We start from the raw sequence: 21048 nt of genomic DNA, 5'->3' as shown, positions 1-21048 counted from the left end.
ACCGCGGACCAGAGCCTACGCCGTGATCGCGAACCAGTGGGACTCAGGTGAAACAGAATCCTATCTCCGTTCCTCGCCGTCCCGCCTCTCCTCGGACAGGCGCAATCCGGCCTCGATCACGGCGTTCATGATCGGGGCGAGCAGCCCGGCACCGAGGCTGGGGGCGCGGCGGGCCATGGCCGCGACGAGGCGCCGCTCGCGGTCCATGTCCCGACCCCTGAACCCGCCGACGGGCTTGAGCCGCTGGATCCGCCCCGCCAGCGCGGCCCGGCGTTCGAGGAGCGTGGCGAGGGCCGCGTCCACCCGGTCGATCGCGGCCCGGGCCGCGTCGAGGGTCTCGGGATCGTCCGGCCGCACGAGTGCCGCCATGACGGTCGCCGCCTCGCGCGCCGCCGCCAGGGCCTCCTCGGGCGCGCCCGGGCCGACCAGCAGGCCGTCCGCCCCCGCCGCCACCGCCGCGTCCGCCAGCCCGCCGTCGCCGCCCAGCCCGGCGAGCACCGGGCGCCCGGTGCGCTCCCGCGCGGCGCGCATGAGCCCGAGGTCGGGCGCGGCGTCCTCCGGCTCGCCGCGACCGCCGCTCTCGCAGAGCACGACCGCCTCGTTGCCCTCGGCCGCGCAGTCGTCCGCCGCGGCCAGCCACTCCTCCAGCGTCGCCGTGCGCCCACTCGGGACGATCCCCCGCTGGAGGACGACGGGGAGCCCCAGCCGGGCCGCGGCGCGGACGAGATCGGGGTCGCCCGCCCAGGCCGCCCCGACCACCACTCCGTCGGCGTGCCGGGCCACGGCGGCCAGGTCGGCGACCGTGGCGGGCTCCACCAGCAGCGGGCCCGTCCAGCGCGCCCTGGCCTCGGCGACCGCCCCGTCCCCCGAGGAGTCCGCCGGCGTGTCCCGCGCGGTTTCCGCGCCGTCGCCGGGAGGGCCGCCGTCGCCGCGCAGGCGCAGCCAGCGGGCGTCCTGGCCCCCGATGACCACAACGGGGAGCCCGTCGCCGATCACGAGGTCGCCGATCCGTACGGCGTCGCGGTCGAGTTGGGCTGCCTTCGACATATGGGCTCCTCCGTGGGCCGGCCCCGCGGAACCGGCCGTCTGCCATGGGACTCGCTGAGATCAGGACTGGCTGAGATCGGACTTCCGAGAACGAAAAAGGCAGAGACGCTGGCGTCCCTGCCTCAAGCCGGCTCCGGATGGTCGCTAGCTCACCGTCACGCGACCGGCCCTCCCGGAGCCGGCCTCGTAAACGAGCTGTACCTACCCATAACAAGGACCTTAGCAGCGACGGGCCACGGCTCGAACCGATCTGTCTCGGATTCCGGGATCGCCAGTCATGGGCGCGGTTGATCCCTTTGCCATCCGTGGGACGATTCATGGGTCCAGGAAGGGGTTCGAGTGTCGCGTGCGGAAGGCCGGCTCGTCGGAGGCCGGTACCAGTTGATGGAGCCGATCGGCCGGGGTGGCATGGGCGTCGTCTGGCGCGCCCACGACCAGTTGCTGGACCGCGCGGTCGCGGTCAAGGAGGTCCGCTACGACAGCGCCATGGGCGACGAGCTCAGCGACCTCAATCGCCGGACCATGCGCGAGGCCCGGGCCGCCGGCCGCCTCACCCACCCGAACGTGGTGGTCGTCCACGACGTGATCGAAGAGGACGACCGGCCCTGGATCATCATGCAGCTGGTGCCGTCCCGCTCGCTCGGGCAGGTGATCAGGGAGGACGGCCCGCTGTCCCCCGAGCGCACCGTCGAGATCGGCCTGCAGATCCTGGACGCGCTGCGCGCCGCCCACCGCCAGGGCGTGCTGCATCGCGACGTCAAGCCCGAGAACGTGCTGCTCACCGATGACGGCCGGGTGGTCCTGACCGACTTCGGCATCGCCAGGCTCGAAGCCGACTCCACCATGACCCGCACCGGCCTCGTCGGCACCCCCGCCTTCATCGCCCCCGAACGGCTCCGCGGCGAGGCCGCACAGCGCGAGTCGGACCTGTGGTCGCTCGGCGCCACGCTCTACACGGCGGTGGAGGGCAAGCCCCCGCACGACCGGGGCATGGCGATGGCCACCATGCACGCCGTGCTGAACGACGACCCGGCCCCGCCGCGGCGCGCGGGCGCGCTGGGGCCCGTTCTCCTGAGGATGCTCGCGAAGGAGCCGGCCGACCGGCCCGGCTACGACGAACTGACCCGGCTGCTCAAGCGCGCGTCACGGGAGCTGTCCCCACCGCCGTCCCGGCCCGCCGAACCCGCTTCACCGCGGCCCGCGACGCCGGAGGCCGCGAAGCCGGAGGTCCAGAATCCTCGGACGCCCGCCTCCCGTCCCGGGGCGGACAAATCCTCCCGCGGCGCCGCGCCGTACCCGCCCGTGTCTGCCCCGCCCGTGTCCTCCGCCCGCCGTGAGGAGCGTCCCGCGACGCCCGCGGAGCGCGACAAGGCGGCGGGGGCTGGCCGTACGCCCGTCCCCGGCGAGGGAGCGGCGGCCGGGCAGGGTGGAACCGGGGCCGAGAGCGAGGCCGCGGGCCCCGGCGAGATCACCTCGCCCCTCCCGGTCGTACGCGACGACGGCGCACAGGAGCAGGAGGACGCCCCGGATCAGGAAAAGGCCGGGAAGACGCCGGCGGCCATGCCGGAGACCGGCGTACAGGCCGCCCCGCCCGCCCGTACGACGCCCTCGACCGGCGCCCCCGCCAAGGAGAAGCCCGGCGAGGAAGGCGGTCCGGCAGCGGCGGACGCCCAGGACGGCACCACCAAGATCGCCCCCGCCGTCACCGCCGGCGCGGCCTCCGGCAAGGAGGGCCGCGAGGCGCCGGAGGGCTCGGCCGCCTCCGGGAAGACGAAGGATTCCGGCACCTCCTCCGGCGAGCGGAAACCCTCGACGACACAGTCCTCGGCATCACGATCCTCGGCGGCCTCCGGCGCGAGTGCGACGCCGAAGGGCGCGGGAGGGAGCACCACCGGCGGGAGCGCCGCGTCGAAGGGCGCGGCGGGTTCGGCGTCGTCCGCCTCCTCCGGTTCCACCGGCTCCGAGACCGGCTCCGGGGGCGACAGCCGTACGGACCGGACGGGCGACCGCGCCGGAGCGGCCCGCGCCGAGACGCCCCGGCCCCTCGCGAACGGCGGATCCGCGGGCGACGAGCGGCGGGCCGCCACGGCGGACCGGACGCAGGACGCCTCGGGCGCGGCCGGGATCGCCGACGCCGGGAGCCCGATCGCCGGGCTGAGGCAGGCGCCTGCGGCGGTGCCCCCGCAGGGCGGGGCGGCGTGGCACGAGGTGTCCACCACCCCGGTCCCGCCGCGGTCGTCGAACGGAATGCTGAAGGTCGCGCTGATCCTCATCCCCGCGCTGCTGGTCATCGCGGGCGTGGCGGGCTACCTCGGGCTGCGGGCGGGCGAGGGCGACTCGGGGGGCGACCCCACTGCCGGGTCGGACGCGGCCCCTGCCGCGACGGGGAAGGGCGGTGAGGACCCCTCCACCTCGGCGTCCTCCTCGGCCGCGCCGTCCTCCGCCGAGCCGTCCGCGTCCGCCTCGGACGAGGCGACGGAGTCTCCCGAGCCCTCCCCCAGCCCCGAAACCTCCGAGCCCGCCGACGTCCCCAAGGGCTGGCACAAGTACAAGCACTCGAGCGGGTTCTCGCTCGCGCTGCCGAAGGGGTGGCACGTCGACGGCAGGGGCAACGGGGAGGTCCGCTTCCGCGGCGACTCGCACACCTACCTGGAGGTTCACCACACCACCAGTCCCGAGTCCGACGCGCTGAAGGTCTGGCGGCGCGACGTGCCCGGGATGAGCCGGAACTTCCCCGGCTACAAGCTCATCGAGATCAGAGAGGTCAAGGGGTACTGGAAGACCGCGGCCGACTGGGAGTTCACCTTCGGCGACAGCCGCTACCGGTCACGCGTGATCGACCGCGGCTTCGTCACCGACAAGCACAACGGCTACGCGCTGCTCTACAAGACCCAGGACAAGGACTGGAAGAAGAAGAAGGAGCTCTTCGAGACCATCGCCGCCACCTTCAAGCCGGCGAAGTGACGCGCTCCCCCGCCGAGGGGCCGACGGCGGCCAGGGAGTCAGCGCCCGGCCGCCGACCGCCCCCGTCTGCCGGGGGAAAGCCGGACCGGGCTCCCGCCGTCCTGCCCGTGTGAGCCCGTCAGCCTGCGGTGGAGCGTGACGGCCGCGAGGAGGACGATCGCGCCGATGTCGAACAGGATGCCGGGCGTCGCGCCCGCCCTCACCGCGACGGGCAAGGTCGCCATCAGGCCGAGAAAGACGGACTTGGTGACGATTGCCGTCACCGCCGCCGGAACCCTGACCGCCGGCTGGAACGCGGCCCAGACGAGGGCCGCGCCCAGCGCCCCCTGCAGGATGCCCCGATGCTGGAGCAGCGCCAGTGTCATAGGGTCGGACGGCGGCGAGATGCCGTAGGAGAAGTCCAGCGCCCCTCCCGGGGAGACCAGGGCGAGCGCCGGGAGTGCCGTGACCACTCCCAGGATCACCAGGACCCCCCGAACGGTCCGTTCGATCGTCAGCGCCATGAGAACCCCCAGTCGTGGGGCCGGATGGGAGGGACACCAGGCCGCCGGTCCCGGCCCGCCCTTGCTCCGGGGGACCGTTCGCGGCGGTCTTTCTCCGGCCCGAGGCGGCCGGAAGCGATCAGCACTCCCTCCACTCTACGAGCCCGCCCGCGAACACGCGGCGGCGAAAACGGGGGACGACGGGCCGTTCAGCCGGACTGGCGGGCCTGCTCCAGGTAGGCCACCAGGCCGGCCATCCGCTCGGCCGGCCACGGCAGGCTCCGGCCGATCTCCGCGCTGTTGTCGCGCCACATCCTGCGGGCCGCGGCCCTGGTCCGCTCCCCCTCCGGTCCGTCCGGATGGAACCCGCCCGCCAGCGCGTCCCAGCGGCGTACGAGGTCCCGGGCCCGCTCGTCCTGCGCGGGCACGCCGGTCTCCATGAGCCGCAGACCCTCCTCGACGAGCCCCGTCCACTCGCGCCTGGCCGCTTCGACGCCCTCGCCGCCCAGTGCGTCCCTGCGCTCGGCCAGCCGCTCGCGCTGCTCCGCTGTGAAATACGTCTCGAACACCGACATCAACTCCAATGTGGTCATCAACCGATCCGGATCGGGGCCGGACGAGTCGCCGGTCTGCCGGAGCAGACCGCGGATCCGCTGACGCAGCATCCCGATCAGTTCTGCGTGCTCGTCGAGCCTGCGCAACTGCGCCGTGAGCAGATCGCGCATCGAGCCGGGGTCGTCCGCCGCGCCGTCGAGAACACCCGCGATCTCCTCCAGCGACAGGCCGAGCGCCCGCAGGGCGCGGACCCGGTACAGCCGCCGCAGGTCGCGCTCGGTGTATCGGCGGTGCCCGGCGAGCGTACGCTCGCTCGCGCTCAGCAGCCCGATCTCGTCGTAGTGGTACAGCGCGCGCACCGTCATCCCGGTCGCCCGCGCCAGCTCGCCGATCGACCATCGCCGCCCGGCGTCGTCTGCCCCGATCACGTCCGAAACGCTACGACCTCTCCCAACGGGAGGTTCAAGCCCCGCGCGAGAGGCGGCGGTAGCGCCGGCACCCCTCCCCGGGTGGGGACAGGAACTCACCTGACTACACTGCGGCTGCGGGTAGGTGACGGCCCAGCGCGAAGGTGATCCATCGGAGGCGACGCTCCACCGGACAGCGCCACCGAACGTGCGCACGCGTCGGCTCGTGAACGCCGTCGCGCATGTCGTGGCTCTGCCGACGGCCGGTCAGCGGCTCCCACCCGCGCACGATACGAAAGGCACAGCACAAATGGTCGACCGCGACGCCGTCACACTCGACGACCCGGTCGGTGAGTCGCTCCGCGGCCACCACGCGCACCTGGCCCGTCGGCTCGGACGAGCGGCCGGTTACCTGCCGGAAGTCGCGACCTTCTCCGCGGTGTCCGCCGATCCGGGCCCGGCGGAGTGGGCCGACCTCGCGCGATTGCTCGGTCGCGGCGAGTTCGCCGATCTGTTCAGCTGCCCGGCGACCCCGCCCGCGGACTGGGAGCCGGTCTTCACTCTCGACGGCTTCCAGATGATCTGGCCCGCGGGCAGCCACCCCGGTCCTGCCGAGCCCGACTCGCAGATAGCCGAGCTGGGCGTCGGCGACGTGCCCGAGATGCTCGATCTCACCGCGCGAACCCGGCCGGGACCGTTCTGGCCCCGAACTCTCGAACTCGGCACCTACCTGGGTATCCGCGAGAACGGCGTCTTGGTCGCCATGGCGGGCGAACGGCTCCGCCCGCCCGGATGGACCGAGATCAGCGCCGTCTGCACCGCCCCCGAAGTCCGCGGGCGAGGTCATGCCTCCCGCCTGGTGCGCGCGCTGGTCGCACGTATCACGTCGCGGAACGAGCGCCCGTTCCTCCACGCGGCCGAAGCCAACGTCGACGCGATCGCACTCTACGAGCGGCTCGGCTTCGTGGTCCGCAGGCGCGTGACGTTCCGCGGATACCGTACGCCGTGACGGTGTGTCACCACACGACGGCGCCGGGGGCGGGTGAAGTGCAGGTCTTGACGACCAGCGTGTCTCCCGCGTTCGGGGCCCGGAGGCGGGCTGAAGACACTTGCCGGCCACCTCGCTTTTGATCACCAGGAAGCCGTCGTCCTTCTCGGTTATGGTCCAGCGGGCCGCCCTGTGCCGGATGGCAGGGGCGCGCAGTGTGACGGGCCGGGTCCCTTCTGCGACCCCCCCGAGAGTGACATGCGACTGCCGTCCATCTCGTTGATGATCCGCATGTTGAAGTCGGTGGTGTCCGCGTGGGCGGCAGCCGGAAACACGACGAGGCCGGCTGACGCGATGGTAGAGGTCATCAGGGTGGGGCGCCTTTGAATGGCCCTGTCTCAGCGCGTTGCGCCTCTTCGGAGGATTACCGAGTGAGGGCCGACACGCTCGGCGTGGCGATCTTACTTTTCGGGTGCGCATGACTACGTTCTGCAGCTGCGCGTCTGTTCGACGCCTGAGTCATCCGTTCCGTATCGCCGGAAGTAGGACATGCACAATCTTCGCCTGGCTGGCGCTTTCGCCATGCTCGCATTGGCTCCGACGTTCGTCGCCGCCTCTGCCTTCGCCCCCGCTCACGCCGGGGTGACGACCGCCGCCCGAGCCGCCGTACTGGAGCCGGATCCACCGGAGGACGACAAGCCCTGCCCCAACGGGGAGCCGAAGCCCTGCGGCGCCTCCGGGCAGGACCGGGAGGGCGTCGACTCCGGCCGCGAGGACGCCAAGAAGGAGGCCGAGGCGGCCAAGGAGGACATCGCGGCCGCCAAGGACAAGGCCGAGCAGTGCCCTCCCGGGTCCGCCCAGGGCAAGCAGTGCATGCGGAACCTCATCGGCGACGGCGCCGAGCAGCAGGAGGGCATGGACAACGTTCGGCAGGAGCTGAACACCTTCAAGCCCGCGCCGACCGACAACGCCACGTCGGCGCTGAACGCCACCTGTGACGCCTTCGCCGCGGACCTGCCCGCCGCGTTCAAGGTCAGCGACGGCTCGCCCTCGCTGACCGGCCTGTGCGAGTTGATGAACAAGTGAGCCTCATGACACCTCTGACCCGGCGGATGCCGGTGCTGTCCGCCGCCGCCCTGATCACGTTCCTTCCGATGGCGGCGTCCGCCGGTTCTGAGCCGGAAACGCCAACCGCCCAGGCGTTCGACGGTGACGCGCCGCTGCCGTCCGTGCGTCCGGTGACCGAGTATTGCGCCGCGCACCCCGGGGCATGCCGGTTCGCCGTCGACAAGGCCGGGTCCGGGGACTTCTACAGCGCCGTCAAGTCCCTGGGCAACGCCGCCGTCAACTGCACCGACGACGAGATCACCGTGACACGTCAGATCACGCTGCGCACCGGCAGCACCGACAACCTCGGCGGCGAGATCACCGGAAAGATCGCGGTGGAGGGGCAGCTCAACGCCTCCGGCGAGGTCTCCGCCGCGGTGAACGCCGAAGGCAGCGGCAGCTTCGACACCCCGAACAAGCAGCAGGGCCCCAGCGCGACCTTCGGCGCCAAGGCCGGCGCGAACGGCAGCGGCAAGGTGGGCGGCTCCCTGGGGCTCAAGGGCGCCTTCGAGGGTGCGTTCAAGCTCGCCTACCAGCGCACCTGGACCAGCGAGCAGACCGAGTCGACCACCTACACCACCGTCGTCCGGCCCGGGGACGCCCTGGTGTTCGGCGCCAGCGCCGCCATGCAGCGCGTCGCCGGGACGATCACGGCGCCGAACGGCCTGTCGGTGCGCAACGTCGTCGTCACCGGTCCCTCGACGGTCAACACCAGCACCTTCGTCGCCGAGACCTTCGTCGTAGGCGGGAACACCTGCGAGCAGGTGCATCCGCACGCCACGACCGCCGCGGACGACAACGTCAATCAGACCGGTCGCCGCGTCGACGCGTCGACACCCGTCCCCGCGCTGCCGCCGGGGGCCCGGCTCAGGGAGCGGACCGTGCTTCCGCTTCGGCCGTCCTGACCGTCCCGCCAGCCTCTTCTGATGGAGATCATCGTGAATATCGTGCAGACCCGTGCCGTGATGGGCATGGTTCCGGCCGCCGGCCTCGGCGCGGCCCTCTGCCTCGGCCTGCCCGCGGCTGTCCAGCCCGCGTACGCCGACGCGCCCGGCAGCAGGCCGGTCGCGGTCATCAACGGCGACTTCGCCCTCCCCGTCTTTCCCGCCGGCAGCGTGAACTGGGGCCCGGTGCAGGGCTGGTCGGTGGGTTCGACCGCCGGATCCGGCACCGCCGCCGGGGTCGGGCGTTACGCGGGAGCGGACTCGGGACATCCGGACGGCAAGACGGCCGTCATGCTCCGCTTCCCGGCCGCCGCCTACGGCTTCAAGCAGCGGCTGCGCGGGGTGCGCGCGGGCGCCCAGGTGACCGTCACCTTCGACGACAGCCCCGGAATCGCCGCCGCCTGCACACCGGCGTCGGTCGCCCAGGGCCAGTCGTACACGGTCGAGGGCGCAGGGGGCGAGGTCAGTGAGCGGACCACCGCAGCCGACCCGGACAAGAAGCTCAACACCCTCGGCAAGGGGGTGTGGCGCACCGGGCAGACCTATACCTTCACCGCTTCCGAGCACGAACCACTGCTCACCTTCACCTCCACGGTGCCGGCTCCCGCCAACGCAGGCGGCAACTGCGGCCCGCTGATCGCCAACGTGCGGGCGGTCCAGGTTCCGCCGCCGGTCGACAAGACCATTCCCAAGACCGCCCTGCCACCCTCTCAGGCCTTCTACGGCAACGACGCCAGGCCGGTGACCGAAGCGGTGAACTACTGCAACGGCACTCCGAGCAGGTGCGTCTTCAAGCCGGAGAAAGAGTATTCGTATGCGTACTACGAGCCGGCTCAGATCAACGGGGACACCTACATCAACTGCACCCGCAACGCGCTGACCCGAACGCGCCCGGTCACCTTCACCGGGCGCTCCTACGGGGACCTGCCCACCGGTGCGGGCCTTCCCGGCACCACAGGCACGCCGAGCGCCATGGCCCAGCAGTTCGCCGCCGGGACCGCGACCAATCCCGCGTGGGCCGCCAAGAGCGACCACACGGTGACCGAAGCTCTACAGCCTTCGGAGGCCGGGTGGGTCGAGACCCAGGCCGGTCGCCGTCGCACCGAGGGCTGGTTCGTATCCGATCCCGCCCCCGCGGACCCGAACACCGAGTGGCGCCTCTACACCGTCATGGACTACCCGGCCACCGAACTGTCCGACCGCGTCTACCAGCGCACTGGCCCGATGACCGCATCGGAGAAGCAGCGCTGCCAGGCCGACCGTCCGACGGCCTCCACGCCTGTCGGCATGAACACCCCGGCGGGCACCAACCGCTCTTCCTGACCGTCACGGCGTAGCCGGCGCGCGCCGGCTACGCCGCCGAAACCGCCGTCTTCGGGGCGTCAGCGGGAGTAGTGCTCGACCACGAGCTGCTCGTCCACCGGGACCACGATCTCCTCGCGTTCCGGGCGCCGCAGCAGGGTGAAGCGCAGCCCCCGGTGGTCGACGTCCAGGTAGGGGGCGGTCCGCTCGTCCGCGTACGTGCCCTCGGCGGCGGCCACGAACGGCTGCATCCTGACCGACCGGTCCCGTACGGCCACCGACTGGCCCGGCTTCACCAGGTAGCTCGGGATGTCCACCTTGCGGCCGTCAACCGTGATGTGCCCGTGGTTCACGTACTGCCGGGCGGCGTAGATCGACGGCGCCAGGCCGGCCCGCAGGACGAGCGAGGCGAGCCGGGTCTCCAGCAGCGCCAGCAGTTCCTCCCCCGACCGGCCGGGGCGGCGGACGGCCAGGTCCCAATAGCGGCGGAGCTGGCGTTCCGACACGTCGTAGTACCAGCGGAGCTTCTGCTTCTCCAGCAGCCGCACTCCGTAGTCGCCCGTGTTGCGGCGGCTGGTCGTGCGGCCGTGCTCCCCCGGCGGGTAGGGCCGGGCCTCGAAGTACTTCACCGCCTTACGTGGCCGAACGCATGGTGCGCCACGTCAACGAGTCCCACTCGGGGCAGCTGAGGGAGGCGGCGGAGCGGCTGACGGGGGAACCCGCCCCGGAGGTGTGGCTGTGGGAGCTGGACCGCTACGGCGCCACGTTGCGGCCGGGGCCCGGCCACCTGGTCAGGGTCCCCTGGCCGGCGCCCGTCGCGACGCCCGCGGCACTCGAACGCGCACTGGCCTGCCTGCTGTCCGCGTGACGACACGGGACACGACGATGAAAGTTGCAGGTCCATACGAAATCAGCCGCAGGTCAGGGCCTCGCGGGCCGCCTGGGCGTTGACCGTACGGCATGGCGAGGAAAAGGATGCGGCTCGACCTGCGCCCGGAGAGGGCGACAGCGCGACCGCTCGAAGGAGCTCCCATGCACGGCTCGCTCACCCGCCGGCGGCGCGCCGGCCTGGCCCTGCTGACGTCGGCGACGCTCGCCGCCGCGTCGGCCCTGGTGGCGGCGACGGCCGTCACCGCGCCCGCCTCGGCCGCGACCTCCGCCACCGTGACGGTGAACACCGGCACGAGCCTCGGCACGATCCCGGCCGCCGGGCACGGCGTCAACGTCGCCGTCTACGACGGCAACATGAACAGTTCCCCCGTCTCGGGTCTGCTGCGGGACGCCGGTTTCACCGCCGTCCGCTACCCCGGCGGCTCGTACGGCGACATCTACCACTGGAAGACGCACACGACCGAGGGCGGCTACGTGGCCCCGGGCACCGACTTCGACACCTATGTGAGCACGGTGCGCTCGGCCGGCGCGCAGCCCGTCGTCATCGCCAACTACGGCACGGGAACCGCGCAGGAGGCCGCCGACTGGGTGCGGTACGCCAACGTCACCAAGGGATACGGCGTCAAATACTGGGAGATCGGCAACGAGGTCTACGGCAACGGCCACTACGGCTCGGGCTGGGAGCAGGACAACCACGCCGACAAGAGCCCCAAGGCGTACGCGAACAACGTCCTGCAGTACATCTCGGCGATGAAGGCCGTGGACTCCTCGATCAAGGTGGGCGTCGTGCTGACCACCCCCGGCGGCTGGCCGGACGGCGTCGTCGGCTCGGGCGACAGCGCGGACTGGAACAGCACGGTCATGTCCATCGTGCAGGACAAGGCCGACTTCGTGATCATCCACTGGTATCCGGGCGCCACGTCGGCGGCCGACAGCCTGACGAAGGTCTCGCAGATCGCCCCGATGGTGAGCACGATCCGCTCCCTGCTCGGCAAGTACGCCGGGAGCAGGGCGTCGAGCATCGGCATCGCGGTCACGGAGGCGAACCTCAACTACCAGCTCAACAGCGCGACGACGGCCCTGGGCGCCGCGGACAGCTACCTCACCTGGTTCGAGAACGGGGTGATGAACGTCGACTGGTGGAGCCTCCACAACGGCACCAGCAGCAGCCCGAAGACCAACGACGACGGGACCCCCGACTACAACGACTTCGGCATCCTGTCCTCGGGCAGCTCCGGAGAGCCCCCGGTGAACACGCCCCTCCCGCCCTACTACGGCCTGGCCATGGTCGGCAGGGCCGGATCGCCCGGTGACACCCTGGTCAAGGCGTCCTCGTCCAGCTCGCTGCTCGCCGCGCACGCGGTGAAGACCTCCGGCGGCGTCAACGTCGTGCTGGTCAACAAGGACCTGAACAACTCCACGACGGTCTCGCTGTCCTACTCCGGCTTCTCCCCCGGTGGCGCGGCCACCGTCGTGCAGTGGCGCAAGGGCGCCACCTCGATCAGCACGAGCAGCGCGTCGTCCGCCACCTCGATCACGCTGCCGCCGTACTCCATCACGGTCCTCAAGGCGTCCGGCGGCGGCACCCCGTCGCCGTCGCCGTCGCCGTCGCCCTCGCCGTCCGCCTCGCCCTCGCGTACGCCGTCCCCGTCGCCCTCGGCCTCCCCCACGCCCGGCGGCTCAGGGTGCTCGGCGACGTACAAGGTGACCAACTCCTGGCCGGGCGGCTTCCAGGCCGATGTGACGGTCACGAACACCCGCACCACCGCGATCTCCGGCTGGACCGTCGGCTGGTCGTACCGGAACGGCCAGACGATCAGTTCCTCGTGGAACGCCACGGTGTCCCAGTCGGGCGCCGCCGTCACCGCGAAGAACGTGAGCTACAACGGCAGCCTGGCCGCCGGAGCCTCCACGTCGTTCGGCTTCACCGCCAACGGCGCCGGTGACGTCCCGTCCCCGATCTCCTGCACCACCGGCTGACACCCGCCCGCGCCCGCCCGTACGGACGGGTGGGCGGGCGCGGGCCCGGCCGCTCTCAGACCGTCTCCGGGGCGGGCACCGGCTCGCGCCCCGCACGCGCGCGATACACCGTCTCGATCACCCATGCGGCCAGTGTGAGAGCGCCGGCCATCAGGGCGAGTTGCGCTGCGAAGCCGGCTTCGTGGGTGGGCGTCAGTCGCAGGCCGATGTGGAGGCCGCCGTGCACACCCACCGCCATCCCCACCGCGCCGCTGCGCATCCGGGCCACCGTGCACGCGAAACCGAGCGCGGTGGCCATCACGACGTAGAGCAGCTTCTCGAGAAGAGTGTCGGCACCGCCCTGGGAGACGATGTGTAGAGCGCCGAACACGCCTCACCACCGCGCGGGTGGACAGCCGGGCCGACAGGGTGTCGTACACGTGCCCCCGCCACAGCAGTTCCTCCGGAAACGCCTGGTTGAGCGGGCTTGGTGGCTCTCATGGGGGAGACGCTAGGTTCGCCCTGCTCCCCGGCACATCGAGCGGCGGATAGGCGCGGGCATGACCATGGTCATGGTTCCGATGGGCGATTGCGTCCGATCCGAATCGCTCTAGGGTCGAGGCATGGCGCGTTTCGACTGGCTTCGTGACGCCGACCGGCCGTTCCTGTTCAACGTCGTGTTCTGGGCGATGACGGCCCTGCTGACCGCCGGCCTCGCGCAAGGGTTCATGACCCGCGCGGTGAGCCCGGTGCAGTGCGTGCTCTTCGGCGCCAACCTGGTGCTGGTCGCGGCGCTCTGGCCGGCCCTGCCCTGGAGCCGGGGGCGGGGCCGCCTCTGGGTGGCGCCGCTGTTCCTGGCGGCGACGCTCATGATGGGGGTCACCGGTTCGGCCGAGTTCCACATGCCGCTGATCCTTATCGCGGTGGCCAACCTCGCGTTCCTGTACGGTATGCGCGTCGCGACGGCCATCCTGTCGTGCGTCGTGGTCCTGTGCGCCGTCATGCCCCCGCTCGTGGGCTCGACGATCGCCGACGGCCTGGTCCAGGCCGCCTGGATGGCGGCGTTCTCCGCGTTCGTCCTGGGCATGGTGGCGTCCATCGCCGAGGCGCGGCGCAGGCGCGAGGAGGCCCAGGGGTTGCTGGAGCGGATCAGGGAGCTGGCCGTCGCCGAGGAGCGGGCCCGGATGGCGGCGGAGATGCACGACTCGGTCGGCCATCACCTGACCGTCATCAAGATGGGCCTGGAGAACGCCGAGCGGTTCCGCGAGCGCCGCCCCGAGGCCGCCTGGGCGGAGGTCCGCCAGGCCAAGGAACTGACCGTGGAGGCGCTGGCCGACGCGCGGCGCTGGGTGCGCGCGCTGCGGCCGCTCGCGCTGGACGGCCGCGTCGGCAGCGCCGCGCTCGAACGGCTCGCGGCGTCGTTCGACGGCACCGGCATCAGCGTGAGCTTCGAGGTGCGGGGCGAGGAACGGCGGCTGGAGGCCGACACCGAACTCGTCCTCTACCGGGTGCTGCAGGAGGGGCTCACCAACGCGCTGCGGCACGCGAGGGCGGAGCACGTGCACGGCACGCTCACGTTCGGCGACGACCAGGTGGCGCTCGTGGTCAGCGACGACGGAACGGGCAGGGACGGCCAGTCGCGCGGCGGCTTCGGGCTGGCGTCGCTGGCGGATCGGGCCAGGGCGCTCGGCGGCACGCTGGCCGGTGGCGACAGGCCGGGCGGAGGGTTCGAGTTACGCGCCGAGCTGCCGCTGGGGGTGGGGGCATGACGCCGGTCAAGGTGGTGCTGGTGGACGACCAGGCACTGCTGCGCCAGGGGCTGCGCAAGCTGCTGGAGGTCGAGGACGGCATCGAGGTCGTGGGCGAGGCGGCCGACGGCTACGAGGCGCTGCGGGTGATCGGCGACCGCCGCCCGCAGGTGGCGCTCGTGGACATGCGCATGCCGGGCATGAACGGCGTGGAGCTGATCGTCCGTCTGGCCGACGAGCATCCGGAGGTGGCGGTCGTCGTGCTCAGCACGTTCGACGAGGACGAGTTCATCTTCGGCGCGCTGCGCGGCGGCGCGACCGGCTATCTGCTGAAGGACTGCTCGCCGGAGGAACTGGTCGCGGCCGTCCACCGGGTGAGCCGCGGGGAGACCGTGCTGGGCAGCCCGGTCGCGGCCCGCCTGGTCGCCGAGCTGCGGCACCTGCCGGTGAGCCCGGTCGCCTTCCGCGGGCAGGAGTTGCTGTCGGCTCGCGAGGTGGAGGTGGCGCGGATGGTCGCCGCCGGGGCCGCCAACAGGGAGATCGCGGCGCGCCTGTCCATCACCGAGGGCACGGTGAAGAACCACGTGTCCAGCGTGCTGCGCAAGCTGGACCTGCGCGACCGCATCCAGCTCGCCCTGCACCTGCGTCCCTGAACCGGCGGCTCCCGCGGTGGGAGCCGCCGGAACGGGGTTTACCAGGAGGCGGGCTTGCCCTTCCGGAACAGCCACACGTCGAAGAACGCCTTCAGGTCCATGCCCGAGACCTTCTCCGCCGCCCGGATGAAGTCGGCGGTGGCCGCGTTGCCGTACCGGTGCTCCGTCGCCCAGTCCTTGATCAGCGTGAAGAAGGCGGCGTCGCCGATCTTGCCGCGCAGCGCGTGCAGCGTCATCGCGCCGCGGTTGTACGGCACGTTGCCGAACATGTCCTCGGGGCCGGGGTCGGCCGTGACGATCTGCCAGAACGACGAGGTCGCCGCCCGGCCGTAGTTGCTGGAACTGTTGAACGTCTGCTGCGCGGTGGCGCCCCCGGTGTGCTCGGTCCACAGCCAGGTCGCGTACGTCGCGAAGCCCTCGTTCAGCCAGATGTCGGACCACTTGCCGACGCTCACGCTGTCGCCGTACCACTGGTGCGCGAGCTCGTGCGCCATCGTGCCCACGCTGGGCGCGCTGGAGAAGATCGGCTTGGTCTGGCTCTCCAGGGCGTAGCCGACGTCCGGCGCGCGGTCGATGATGGCGCCCGCCTGGTTGAAGGGGTACGGCCCGAAGATCGAGGAGAAGTAGTCCAGGATGTCGGGGATCCGGGAGACGGCCGCGGCCGACTGGGTCACCAGGCGGGGATCCACGGCCGTGTAGACCGGGATGCCGCCGGAAGTGGTCGACTCGTTGACGACGAAGTTCCCCAGGGTCACCGTGGCGAGGTAGGTCGCCATCGGCTCGGCCGAGTCCCAGACGAACGTCGTCTTGCCGTCCGCGGTCGTCTTGGACACGAGGCGGCCGTTGCCGACCACCGTGACGCCCTCCGGGACCGTCGCGTGGAAGGTGAACGTCGCCTTGTCCGCCGGGCTGTCGTTGGCAGGCAGCCACGCCGGGGCGCCCTGCGGCTCGCCCGGCACGAAGGCGCCGTCGTCCGTCGGCACCCAGCCCTCGATCGAGCCGTCGGGGTCGGTGACGACCGGCGGCGTCCCCGCGTACGTCACCGTGACCGTGAAGGTCTCCCCGGTCTTGAGCTTCGGCCGCGGGGTGACGACGAGCTCCTGCCCGTCCCGCCGGTAGGCGGCCGGGTGCTTGCCGACCTTCAGCGACGTGATCTGCGGGCCGCGGAAGTCCAGGTCGAACCGGTCGAGGTCCTGGGTGGCGACCGCGGTGATCACCGTCGTGGCGTCCATGACCTTGGTGGCGGGGTCGTAGGAGAACGTGACGTCGTAGTGCCGCACATCGTAGCCGCCGTTGCCCTGGTCGGGGAAGTACGGGTCGCCGAGCGAGGGGGCGCCCGCGGAGTAGCGCGGCTCCCCGGGGTTCCCGGGAGCCGCGAGAGCCGTGGTCGCCTGGGTCGCGGTGAGCAGCGCGGCCGCGAGGGCCGCGCCGCCGAGCCGCGCCGCCCGGCGCGAACGGGACGATGTCATGAGAGTCCTTTCGACGGACCGGGCGGCCGGGGGCCGGCCGCCCGGTCCGGTTCTTTGCGTGAGATCAGGCGACGACGGAGCGGAGCGGGATGCCCGCCGCGCCGAGGTCGCGGACCAGGTCGCGGACGAACGGGTGCTCGTCGGCGGACAGTCCGTCCGGGTTCGGGATCGTGATGTAGGACGAGCCGTCCGCGGAGGCGGTCAGCGCCGTGTCCGTGTAGCGCTCGACCACCGCCCGGGTCCGCACGAGGTCGGCGTCGGCCACCTGGATGACGATCGGCCGCCACTCCCCGCCGAGGTTCGGCGGCTCCTCCGCCGTCGCCGCGGCGCTGCGCAGGGACTCCGTCTCCGGCTGTGCCGAAGCGATGCGCTGCTTCGCCCCGGGCGACGCGTGCGGCGCCTGCGGCGCGCCCGCCGGATACAGCAGCGCGTTGGCGAGGAGGTGGATGCCGTTCTCGTTGTACGCCCTGAACAGCGGGTTGTACGCGAACAGCACGGCGTGTCCGGCGCCGGTCGGCTCGTCGACGAGAGAGGCCGTGCCCTTGAGCGCCTCCGCCCCCACCGTGTAGCCGTTGGACCAGAACGTGTCATCCGAGGGGTAGGTGAGCACGTTCACCCCGGTCTGGCTGGGGTTGAGGATCGGGTCGCCGTTGTTGAACTGGAAGTCCTCCGCCGGGCGGCCGAGCGACACCGGGCTGCCCTGGGCCACGTCCACCCGGAAGTGCGAGCCGATGACCTGGTAGCCGGTCGGCTTGGCCTTCTCGGTCGTGGAGGTGAGGCCGGCGGCCCTGGCGACCCGGGTGCCCTCGTTGCGCAGCCCGACGTACGTGCCGCCCGCGGCCACCCACTGCCTGAGGTTGGCCAGGCCCTGCGCGGTCAGCCCGCCGTTCGCGCTGCTGCCGTCCGGGACGAGCAGGACGGTCCGCTCGGTGAAGGCCGGGGTGTTGCCGTTGACGTCGGCCGTGGTCACCGGCGTGAGCCCGAGGCCCCAGCGGGCGCCGAGCACGTAGCGGGCCTCGCCGTACGAGCCGGAGGTGGTGGAGACTCCGGTGCCGGCGAACAGGCCGACGTCGGGCGTGCGCAGCGAAGCGCCGGAGGCCGGGGCGCGGCCGCCCTCGACCGTCACGCCCAGCGAGCGGGCCAGCTTGTCCAGCTCGCCGCGGTTCATCGCCGTGGCGGGCAGGCTGACGACCCCGGTCCGGTCGTCGCGCGTGAGCGGCACGCCCGCGCCGAGCAGCCGGAAGGTCAGCTCGGACGCGGCGGCCGAGTCCATCGGGTAGGAGTACGACCCGCCCCGGGGCGCGGCGGAGGCCACCCCGCCGTCGACGTCCTTGACGAGGTCGGCCTTCGGCGACAGCACGTCGCCGGTGGAGATGGTGTTCACGCCCGCGAGCAGCGGGTTGCTCCACGAGGAGACGTCGTAGAAGTAGGGGAACGGGACGTACGGGTCCTCCGCCATGACCGCCTGGATCCAGTGCTTCTGCGGCTGGTCCATCGGGATCCAGTAGGCCCCTTCGGGGACCGTCACGTCACTGGCCGTCCGGCCGCCGAAGACCCGCGCGGAGGGCACCTTCACGGGCTTGCTCACCCGGTAGACCTCGACGTCCATGCGGCGCAGCCGCTCGACCAGCCGGCGCACGTCGCCGAGCTGCCGGTCGGGCAGCAGGAAGTACGACCGGATCGTGATGTCGGGCACCGGGAACCGGACGGTGTTGGTCGGCTGGACGACCTCGTTCGGCTCCAGGGCGCCCGCGGCACCCTCGGCGAGCGCGGTCCGCCAGATCGAGTAGTAGCCGTTCAGGACCTCGCGCCGGTTGTCGGCGGCCCAGCCCGTCGTCGCCCACTGGGTGTTGAACTGCTGCTGCACCCGGTCCTCGACCGCCGAGGAACTGCCCTTCTCGAACGTCATCCCGGCGGCGCCGAAGCCCGCGGCCGGGACGGTGTCGCCGTAGCCCATGTAGAACAGGTCGTACGTCGCGTAGTTGAAGTAGCACTCGGTGGTGACCGCGCCGCCGCAGGCGCCGTTGAAGCCGAAGCCCGCCGCGTTCGCCGCGCCGATGCGGTTGATCCAGTTCACCGGCTGGTCGGCGATCTCGTGGTGGATCGGGTCGGCGTTGGGCGGGAAGAAGTACTGCCGCCCGCCCATCTCGTGCGCGTCGACGAAGACCTGCGGCGGGTACTGACGCAACATCTCGATCTTGCCGTCGGTCTCCGGCTGGGTGCGGGCGAACCAGTCCCGGTTGAGGTCGAAGCCGTACTCGTTCTGCCTGCGGCTCGCGTCGCGGCCGTCCGGGTTCTGGGTCGGCACGATGACCGTGACCAGGTTGTCGTTGCGCTTGGCCACGTCGCAGGACAGGCCGCTGGCCAGCTCGTACAAGGTCTTGAGCGCGGCGTCGGCGCCGCTCTTCTCGCCGCCGTGCACGTTGCCGGCGATCCAGACGATGGCGGGCGAGTCGTCGGCGATGCGCGCCGCCTTGTCCGCCCGAAGCGACCTCGGGTCGCGCAGCGAACGGATCTGGTCCGCGACCTTCTTGAGCTGCCCCGGGACCATGTTGTGGGAATTCGACACGATGGCGTACGGCAGGTCCTGGCCGGTCACGCTGTGTGCCACGGTGCCCGTGACCACGCGGTCCGAGGCGCCTCCCACGGCTTCCACGTACTTCTTGATCTCTTCGGTCGTGAGCACCCGGGGCTGTCCCTTGCCCAGCGGGAAGCCGAAGAACTGCTCGGGAGCCGGGACCTCGCCCAGGTGGGCGTTCGGGTCGGTGCTGCACCGTTCGGGCGCTTTACGCGCGTCGGCCGGGTCGGCCTGCGCGGGGGACGCGGGCGTCAGCGTGAGCGTGGCCGACACCAGGACCGCGACGCCGAGCGCCATGCCGTAGGGGGATCTTCCGCACAACGTCGTGCGTAACCGCATCTCGCCTCCAGGCGGGGGGACGGGGGGATGTCTCGGGGGAGCACCCGTCCGGGAAACGACAAAGTCACTGCGGACAGTATTAGAAGGGAATAAACCGGACAAGACGCCGCGAAATATAACCACACCCGGATGGAAACTGTGAGCAATGGCGTTTCCGCATGTCAATGTGGCATTGTCTGACCGAATCGTCCTTTTATAACGTCCGATAACAACTGGGCATCGGGTTCGCCCGCTTCGGCCGGTGGTCACGGCCCACCGCGGTGCACCCCTCGATCTCGGCGTTGGGCGCGTTCTCCTCGAGCTCCGGCGGTCGCGCCCGCTCCATTCGATGGAGCGGCATCCGAGCGATCCGTGCCGCGTCCTGTGGCCGCGATGACGACGGCGCCGATGGACGCCGAGACCGCCTTCTGGGCCGCCCCGGACGGCCCGAAAGGTCCGAAAGGAACATGCTCACCCGGCTGCCGCCCGTCACGGGTGCGTTTCACTGCTTGGTCGCGCGAATGCGATCGAGTTACCTCGCCTGGGGCGATGCGGTGGACCTGTTCGAGCGGCGCGGGCTGTCGAAGGGAACGTGCACCTGTCCACCGCCTCCATCGGCGGCCTGGTCGACCCGGCGCCCGAGGTCCCGCTCAGCCGCCTCCTCGTGCCCGACCTGCTGGTCACCGGCGCCTCCGGCCCCGACGACCTCCCCGAGCTCGGCATCCGCGGCGACGCCCTACGCGACCGCCTGCTGGCCGGCCTCCTCCTCACCACGACCCCCTGCGGTCCCCTGCCAAGCTTCTGCTGGTCGTCTTGGACGACGACATCACCTGGCGGAGACAAGCTCGGCCAGGTGGTGCAGCGAGTTGATGAGATGCTCAGGGCCGAACGGCGGGAACTGGATGCCTCGCTCCCGGATGAACTGCGGCACCCCCGACCAGTCATAGGTGAGCGTGACCTCGGTCTCGGACGGACCGAGCGGCGCCAGGTCGTAACGCCAGATCCAGCCGCCGAACTCCAGCTGACCGTCGCCCTTCTCCTGCCCCGTCAGCCAGCCGATGGCGCGCGGCCAATCGAGCACCTCGACCTTGTTGACCACCTGGTAGTCGCCGTTCGGATGGTCGGCGTGATGCATGTCCATCCGGAAGATCTGCCCCACCTCGGTCAGCGGCGCCTGGTCGACGGCTTCCTGAACCCAGCCGGTGCCATCGATCGCGGAATGGGTCGTCGGGTCGGCCAGCACCGCGAAGACCCTCGCGGCGGGCACGGCGACCGTCAGGGTGGCGCTCACGTTCTCTTGGTTCACGGTGTGCACGCTCCTTGGCGCGGACAGTGCGGCGGCAGATGGCCGGATCACGATCGCGACGGCGACCACGTGCGTCAGGTCGCCGCCGCGGCGGTCAGGCCGCCGGTGGATCAGCGGCCTCGCGGGACCGACGGTGATGACCGACATCGTGGGCCTCCGGTGAGTGGCGACCGGCCCGTTGCCGGCCTCTCACCTTGGCTACGAACGCGCTCGACGCCATTCGACACCACCACAGAAAAATCAGAAGCGCCTCGAAGCAGGGACCGACCCCACCAGCCGATGCTCAGCCCGGTGTTCAGATCCAGCCGGACCTCGCCGTAGGGGCGCACG

At 71.6% G+C, this 21048-nt stretch carries 17 protein-coding genes; 9 read left to right on the top strand and 8 right to left on the bottom strand.

Features of this window, described 5'->3' with window-relative positions; all coding sequences use genetic code 11:
* Positions 1–60: 60 nt before the first annotated feature.
* On the bottom strand, positions 61–1047 hold the full coding sequence (locus IL992_RS48895) for a chorismate mutase (RefSeq protein ID WP_193202905.1): 987 nt from the start codon (positions 1045–1047) through the stop codon (positions 61–63).
* Between the two features lie 339 nt (positions 1048–1386).
* On the opposite strand from IL992_RS48895, the gene IL992_RS09315 reads away from it, so the two are divergent.
* The gene (locus IL992_RS09315) at positions 1387–4011 is read left to right on the top strand and encodes a protein kinase domain-containing protein (RefSeq protein ID WP_193202904.1); all 2625 of its coding nucleotides are present in this window, start codon (positions 1387–1389) and stop codon (positions 4009–4011) included.
* A gap of 38 nt (positions 4012–4049) precedes the next feature.
* On the opposite strand, the gene IL992_RS09310 is transcribed toward IL992_RS09315, so the two are convergent.
* Positions 4050–4514: a hypothetical protein gene (locus IL992_RS09310; protein WP_193202903.1), complete on the bottom strand. Its 465-nt coding sequence runs from the start codon at positions 4512–4514 to the stop codon at positions 4050–4052.
* Positions 4515–4702: 188 nt separating this feature from the next.
* A complete protein-coding gene (locus IL992_RS09305; protein WP_193202902.1) occupies positions 4703–5476 on the bottom strand; it encodes a MerR family transcriptional regulator in 774 nt (257 codons plus the stop codon).
* Positions 5477–5765: 289 nt separating this feature from the next.
* Between IL992_RS09305 and IL992_RS09300 the strand changes: the two genes are divergently transcribed.
* The 4 genes from IL992_RS09300 to IL992_RS09285 all read left to right on the top strand — a co-directional run bounded on the left by IL992_RS09300 (position 5766) and on the right by IL992_RS09285 (position 9817).
* Positions 5766–6464, top strand: coding sequence for a GNAT family N-acetyltransferase (locus IL992_RS09300; RefSeq protein ID WP_193202901.1), 699 nt, complete (start codon positions 5766–5768; stop codon positions 6462–6464).
* 561 nt (positions 6465–7025) lie between these two features.
* Positions 7026–7529 carry a hypothetical protein gene (locus IL992_RS09295; RefSeq protein ID WP_193202900.1) on the top strand — a complete coding sequence of 168 codons (504 nt, stop codon included), beginning with the start codon at positions 7026–7028 and terminating at the stop codon, positions 7527–7529.
* Between the two features lie 5 nt (positions 7530–7534).
* Positions 7535–8455 (top strand): hypothetical protein, encoded by a 921-nt coding sequence (locus IL992_RS09290; protein ID WP_193202899.1) that lies wholly within the window; start codon positions 7535–7537, stop codon positions 8453–8455.
* Positions 8456–8476: 21 nt separating this feature from the next.
* Entirely contained in the window at positions 8477–9817 is a 1341-nt protein-coding gene (locus tag IL992_RS09285; protein WP_193202898.1) for a carbohydrate binding domain-containing protein, read from the top strand.
* 59 nt (positions 9818–9876) lie between these two features.
* Here the strand turns inward: IL992_RS09285 and rpsD are convergent, their stop codons facing one another.
* Positions 9877–10425, bottom strand: a complete 549-nt coding sequence (gene rpsD / locus IL992_RS09280) for a 30S ribosomal protein S4 (RefSeq protein WP_193202897.1) — start codon at positions 10423–10425, stop codon at positions 9877–9879.
* Positions 10426–10433: 8 nt separating this feature from the next.
* Here rpsD and IL992_RS09275 point away from each other — a divergent pair, with 8 nt between their 5' ends.
* Positions 10434–10664 (top strand): DUF2470 domain-containing protein, encoded by a 231-nt coding sequence (locus tag IL992_RS09275; RefSeq protein WP_193202896.1) that lies wholly within the window; start codon positions 10434–10436, stop codon positions 10662–10664.
* A 164-nt stretch (positions 10665–10828) separates the two neighbouring features.
* Positions 10829–12667: a cellulose binding domain-containing protein gene (locus IL992_RS09270; protein WP_193202895.1), complete on the top strand. Its 1839-nt coding sequence runs from the start codon at positions 10829–10831 to the stop codon at positions 12665–12667.
* Between the two features lie 55 nt (positions 12668–12722).
* Here IL992_RS09270 and IL992_RS09265 read toward each other — a convergent pair whose 3' ends face one another.
* Positions 12723–13037 (bottom strand): hypothetical protein, encoded by a 315-nt coding sequence (locus IL992_RS09265; protein ID WP_193202894.1) that lies wholly within the window; start codon positions 13035–13037, stop codon positions 12723–12725.
* A 232-nt stretch (positions 13038–13269) separates the two neighbouring features.
* Here IL992_RS09265 and IL992_RS09260 point away from each other — a divergent pair, with 232 nt between their 5' ends.
* Both IL992_RS09260 and IL992_RS09255 read left to right on the top strand, forming a co-directional pair.
* Positions 13270–14415 (top strand): sensor histidine kinase, encoded by a 1146-nt coding sequence (locus IL992_RS09260; protein ID WP_193202893.1) that lies wholly within the window; start codon positions 13270–13272, stop codon positions 14413–14415.
* Entirely contained in the window at positions 14412–15047 is a 636-nt protein-coding gene (locus IL992_RS09255; RefSeq protein ID WP_193202892.1) for a response regulator, read from the top strand. The genes IL992_RS09260 and IL992_RS09255 overlap by 4 nt, the downstream gene beginning before the upstream one ends.
* A 38-nt stretch (positions 15048–15085) precedes the next feature.
* On the opposite strand, the gene IL992_RS09250 is transcribed toward IL992_RS09255, so the two are convergent.
* From IL992_RS09250 to IL992_RS09240, 3 genes are all read right to left on the bottom strand, one after another.
* Positions 15086–16516, bottom strand: coding sequence for a M1 family metallopeptidase (locus IL992_RS09250; protein WP_193202891.1), 1431 nt, complete (start codon positions 16514–16516; stop codon positions 15086–15088).
* A 64-nt stretch (positions 16517–16580) separates the two neighbouring features.
* A complete protein-coding gene (locus IL992_RS09245) occupies positions 16581–19433 on the bottom strand; it encodes a M14 family zinc carboxypeptidase (RefSeq protein ID WP_226872577.1) in 2853 nt (950 codons plus the stop codon).
* An 805-nt stretch (positions 19434–20238) separates the two neighbouring features.
* Positions 20239–20865: an SRPBCC family protein gene (locus IL992_RS09240; protein ID WP_226872576.1), complete on the bottom strand. Its 627-nt coding sequence runs from the start codon at positions 20863–20865 to the stop codon at positions 20239–20241.
* Between the last annotated feature and the right edge of the window lie 183 nt (positions 20866–21048).

This window comes from Microbispora sitophila (genome assembly GCF_014892245.1).
In the GTDB taxonomy this organism is placed as follows: Bacteria; Actinomycetota; Actinomycetes; order Streptosporangiales; family Streptosporangiaceae; genus Microbispora; species Microbispora siamensis.
The sequence above is the reverse complement of the archived record's forward strand: the minus strand, read 5'-3'. Positions and strand labels throughout refer to the sequence as shown.